Source organism: Anaerobiospirillum succiniciproducens DSM 6400 (assembly GCF_000482845.1).
GTDB classification, from domain to species: domain Bacteria; phylum Pseudomonadota; class Gammaproteobacteria; order Enterobacterales; family Succinivibrionaceae; genus Anaerobiospirillum; species Anaerobiospirillum succiniciproducens.
This window is the reverse complement of record NZ_KI519514.1, coordinates 21,014-27,013: the sequence shown is the minus strand read 5'-3', so window position 1 is coordinate 27,013 and position 6,000 is coordinate 21,014. Positions and strand designations below refer to the sequence as shown.

Genomic DNA, 6,000 nt, shown 5'->3' with positions numbered 1-6,000 from the left:
GGTATCAACTACACCGGTTCTTCAAACACCGACAGCTTAGGCGTAAATGCTCAGGCTCGTTACATGTTCTAATCCCTTAATCGCGCTTAAGGCGTGAACAAGGTTAAGAACCGTTAATTCTTAATTATGACAGCGCCCGATCACAATATTGAGCGGGCGCTGTCTAATCAAAGCGATCATGGCTGATGTCCGGGATAGAGCATCAGTTGTGGTCGCTTTTTTCGTATGGGCTTGATAAAAGTGATATGAGTTGTGCTTGCGTAAAAATATATGACTGGTTCACTGTTTTTAGACACGATAAATTACAATTTATGCCAAACAACCTAGTCGTAAAACAAACGTATTATGGGCATAGCGTCATTTTAATCACTTTAATACCGTATTTATGTATTATAAGTATAGTAACTATACATGGGGGGGGGGGCAATAGGGTGAACGTCACGAAGCTTAGATGAGTCATCTAACCACTATAGTATCGCGCTTTACTTTGCGCAGACTCCACATCGACATGCTTATCGCCCTATTCTCTTAACTTCCTTTCTTAAAAGCTTCTAAAGCTTAGTTTTCCCCGCTCTAGAACTGTTGTTTCTCAATGTACATGCTTGACGTAAATAAAGCATGGACTGCATTAAGTATTGCTTGAGATGACTTGAGATGCTTCAAGGTAAAGAAAGCTCTTGGTTTTGGGTTAGTGCTAGATGCAAATGTTCTGAGATATCACATGATCAGCCATGTTAGATGCTGCTAATTAGTCAGCTCACCACTACTTATGGCTTACCAACAGCCAAAATGCATGATTGCTCCCTTCACCATTACGTGTGAGCTTATACTTTCAAAACGTAATATCTTTTAGGTTTTAAGCTTTTCAAATGAAGCAAACCAACAATGCCATTAAGTTCTTAATGGCCCAATACCGCGCTATTTTCAAGAACGCCAACATCGCCATGGTAGCTGCTATGGTTGCAGCTGCATTAGCTGCAGGCCAAGCTAATGCAAAAGCTGGTGACCAAACTGAGCCTTATGAGGCTTTTGAGCAACAGCTTGCTAATGGCGTAATTGATACAGGTGAAGATTTAGTTCATGATGCCAAGTCTGGCGAATTTATCATTCTCAAGGCCCCTAATTCAAAGCCTATAGTCATTAATGGCGGCAAGCTAGAGATGACCAGTAAAGTTAAAGGCCATATCTATACAACGAATGATCTTGTAGTAAAGAATGGAAAACTTTCTGTTGCGGCAGATAATACCAGCCAAGATCTGATCCCTGGCTTAGTTGGCAGTGCAGCTGATACCGCATCTGGCGCACAGCCAACTGTAGCATCCCTCACCGTAGAGGGTGGTAAGGTTGATGTCAATAAAGCATTTATCCAGATGAAGAATGTCACCATCAATGGTGGCGAGCTCACTGCTGGTGGCACAACTGGCAAGAAAGCAGGTGAAAAGTTTTTAAACTACTCCAATATCTACGCGTTAAATGGCGAGATGAATGTTGGTGGTACTGCAGTTGTTAACCTCAATCCTGCCTCAGGTCTTAAGGGCAACAATGTAACCATCACTGGCGGCACCATCAACTTCAACGGTACTTCTGAAGCAAGCAATACCGGTGAGAGTGGCGCATATGTGCGTGCTGGCGATTCTGTAAAAGACGGTACTTTAACTGTTTCTGGCGGTAAGCTGGTTGTTGCACAAGGTAAGTATGGTAATGCAACCGGCACAAACATCAACATCACTGGTGGTGAAGTAGATGTAAAGGGTACCTTTACTTTAGGCAAGGACTTTAAGGGCACCAATGAGTCTACCATTAGCGTAACCGGTGGTAAGGTTTCTGTAGCCAATGGCGGTACTCTCGGTCTTGACGGAAACGCATCTTTTGCTGACGGCACCTTAGCTAATGCTGGTACTGTTGCAGTTGCTATTCCTACTGGTGCAAAGCGTACTTTAACTGTTGGTGAAAAGGCATTTACTGAGCTTCTTAAGGGTAAGTTAACTGCAACTGGCGAAAATGCAGGTGCCGCAGAGACTTTAAACCTTGTAGTTGAAGGCGATGCTGATCTTGTTACTTCTGGTTTCTTAAATTCCAACGGCGAAATCGACAACAATAAGGCAGCATTTATTGATGTAGATACTTCTTTAACTGCCAAGAATGTAACCATCGACGCTGCATCATATTCAGGTGCAACTGCAATCAAGGCCGACTCCTTAGTTGCAGGTAAGGCTGGCGCTTTTGCGATCAAGAGTGGTTCAACCGTCGAGGTTGCTAAGGGTTTAACTGTTACTCCAAATGGCCAAACCAAAGACTTAACCGTAAACGGCATTCTGAACCTTTCTGGTGCTGGCGGTAATGTAGCTGCAAACATCACCTTAGCTTCAGCTGATAGCAGCTCCCCTGAACTTAATGTTAATAAAGGCGTTTGGCATTTACAGGATCTTAAGCTTACCTCTGGCGCAGCCGTTGTGGACGGTGAGGGCACTGAGGTTAATATTGCTGGTACCCTTACCACAACTCAGACAGACGGCACTTTAGCTATTAAAAACAATGCTCTGGTTAACGCATCAGAGGGCGTGCTCAACTTAGCTGAGGCAACTGTTGCTTTAACTGGCGGCTCTACCTTAGTTTTAGATGGCAACGACGTCTTTAAGATTGCAGGTGGCAGCGCTTCTCTTACAGACGGCCAAGGCGATAATAAGTCTAAGTACGTACAGGGCGCTGTAACTACTGATTCAACTTCTGTTCTTCAGCTTAAGTACACTGGCCAGCTATCTCTAGCTAATATTGAGTCTATCAAGACTGCAATGGATAAGAGCAGCGGTCTTGCAGGCTTCATCAAGTTCGAAGGTGCAACTATCACTGATAAGCCAAAAGATGATGTTGCTATTGACGCAATCAAGCCAGGCGTCGACGGCATCTACAATGATGTAGCTGTTACAGTTGGCAAGAATGGCGAAGTTAATCAGAATTTCACTGCAGGACAGATTAAGCTGACTGATGCATCCGATTCTAAAGCAGCTGTAGCTGATGGCAATACCGTAATGCTGACCGGCTCAAAGGGCGACTTTATTGTTAAGAGCGGCGGTGAAGCAGCTGATGCTACTGTTGGCAACGGCTCAAGCTTAGTGTTAGCTGGTAATGGTGCTATTGGTGCAATCAACGGCTCACAAGCCAAGTCTGGTGCAGTTTCTATTGGCCATAGCTCTTTAGGTACCGGTACCGTAACCGCTACGGAAATTGGTGGAACTGCTTCAGTTAAGTCTGTTGATGTCTTCAGTAGCACTCTGAATGTTGCTGGCAAGGTAAATTCAGAGTCCTTAGTTTTATCAGAAGGCTCCACTCTGAACATCACAGCTGCTGCAGGTGCAGGCGCAGTTTCTGCTGAGTCCTTAACTGTTGGTGCAGGCTCATCAATTTCAGCTGCTGGTCAAGATATTACAGCAGGTGCCTCAGGCAAAGCAGCAAGCATCTTAGGTGATGTAACAGCCAAGTCCTTAACCTTAAGCGGAGATCAGAACCATATCATTGCTGGTGATGCAAAAGTTAAGTTAGATACTTTAAATCTTAGTGGCACTGGCGTAGTTCAGGTTGGTGATGACGCAGCAGAGGCAAATGGCTCAGCAACTGTTGTAGTAAAGAACCTCACTGGTACTGGCACTCTCTTTGTTGATCCTAAGTACGGTGATGATGCTGCTTTAGTTATCGCTGAATCTTTAGGTGATGCTTCTACTCCAGATGATAAAGACGCAGGCACTTTATCAGGCTCTGCAATCGTAGGTAACAACGCTGCCTTAGGTATCGGCTTTGCTTCTGAAGCTGAGCTTAAAGCTGTGCTTGGTCAGTTCTTAGACGCAGATGGTTCATTTACCGAGGACCCTGACGCAAATAAGCTTGAGCTTGCAAATGCATTAGTTCTCAACAAGCATATTGATATTGCTAGCGGCAAGGGCATCACTGTAAAGAAAGGCGCTACTACGAACGATAAACCTTCAGGCAACTCCGTAACTCTCGAGGCAGGTACTGGCTTAATCATTACCGACAACGTCTACAAAGTACTGGATGACGGCACTAAGTCTGGTTCAGCTATTACCTTTGGTGCCAATGCCACCGTAAATGGTGGTGGTAAGGTTATCTTAAGCGGTAACTTTGATGGTAAGGATGATGCCTTACAAATCTTTAACGCAGGCTCCAATACTGTTACTGTAAGCGGCACTCTCTCAGTTCAGAGCGCTAATGGCCTGTTAAAGGGCGAGATCAACGATACCACCAACGGCAAGGTTAACCTTGACGTGGTTAAGGAAGCTCTTGATGGTGCATTCACTGGCATTTCTGCTCCAGTAGCTGAATTACTCAAGAACACCATCCGTGGCGAGTACAAGGGTGCTAAGGGCTTAGGTGCTGACTTTGTTTACACTGTTGCTGGTACCTCATTAACTGGTGCTGAGGTTGATGCTGCTGCTCACGCTGCAACCTACGCTGGTGCTCAGCAGGCTGCTGTTGCTGCAGTAACCACCATGGCTGACGCAATGTTTGGTCGTGTTGGTGCTGTTGGTGTAGAGGCTGCCTCTATCTCCGCAACTGGTTCACAGGCTAACGGCGGTGTTTGGTTAACCCCAATGTACAAGAGCGTAGACTCCGATGGCTTCAATGCTGAGGGTGTTTCTTACGGTTCTGACGTTGACCTTGCTGGTGTAGCATTTGGTACCGACACTGTAAACGGCAACATGCGTTTTGGTGCTGTATTCAACATCGGTTCTGGTGATGCAGATGGTAAAGGCCAGGGTAATGGTCTGAAGGACGAGTTTGATTACTACGGCTTCGGCATTTACTCAGCTATGGGCTTTGGTAACTTTGCTTTAGTTGGTGATGCTTCCATGACCGTAATTTCTCACGATGTTGAGGGCTTTGGTCTTAAGGGTAAGGCAGACACCACTGCAGTAACCATGGGCGTAACTGGTCAGTACACCTTTGCTACTCCAATGGTAGATGTAACTCCACACTTAGGTGCACGTTTCATCCGCCTGAACACTGACAGCTACGACTTAACTTCTGCTGAAGGCGTTCTCGCTACTACCGACTTTGATGTACAGAACGTATTCTCAGTACCTGTTGGCGTAACCTTATCTAAGGCTTTCGTAGCTGGTGGTTGGTCATTAGCCCCAAGCGCAGACCTGACTATTGCTTTCAACACCGGTGATACCGATGCTAAGTCCAATACTCAGTTCAATAGCTCCAAGCCAATGTCTGTTGCAACCAACACTGAGGTTCTCGACGAAGTTACTTACGGCTTAACCTTAGGCTTAGGTGCTCAGTACGGTGCATTCGGTACCTCCTTCGGTATCAACTACACTGGTTCTTCGAACACCGACAGCTTAGGCGTAAATGCTCAGGCTCGTTACATGTTCTAATACCTGCTTCGCGCTTAATGGCGTGAACAAGGTTAAGAGCCGCTAAATTTTAGTTATGACAGCGCCCGCTCAAATTATTGAGCGGTAGCTGTCTTACAAAGCGATCATGGCTGATGTCAGGGATAGAGCATCAGTTGTGGTCGCTTTTTTCGTTTTGCTATGACGAAGCGATCTTGCCAAGACCAAAATGAATAGAGTTCAGGTCTCACGATATGTCTGATGTACTATTGGACACCAAATCGATTGTCACTTCTTTCCAATACTTAAAATGTCTTCTTAGAGATCGACCTATCCTCTCTAAACTTTCTACCTTCAAACAAGGAGCAACTCCTTGTGCAGTTTGTTTGGGGCAGTATATGATGGGTTCTATGATGTGAACTACTTTAGATTACTATCTATCTCTACACATACAAGGAAGATATGCTTAACGCAGGAGTTTAAGACTAAAAGAGATAGCCCCCTATCTCCTTAGTAACAGCTCTCATACATGCAGCTTTTCCTTAATGATTGAGTTACAAACTGATATTATCAATACCGTGCATCAAGCAAAGTAAACATGTTGTGTCTGAGGCCTTGCTTGGTTGGCGATTATTTAAATGCTATA

1 protein-coding gene is annotated in these 6,000 nt (G+C 45.0%); it reads left to right on the top strand.

The window, feature by feature from the left end:
* The first annotated feature begins 869 nt into the window (after positions 1 to 869).
* Entirely contained in the window at positions 870 to 5,396 is a 4,527-nt protein-coding gene (locus tag H524_RS0113180) for a beta strand repeat-containing protein (RefSeq protein WP_027940512.1), read from the top strand.
* Positions 5,397 to 6,000 lie beyond the last annotated feature (604 nt).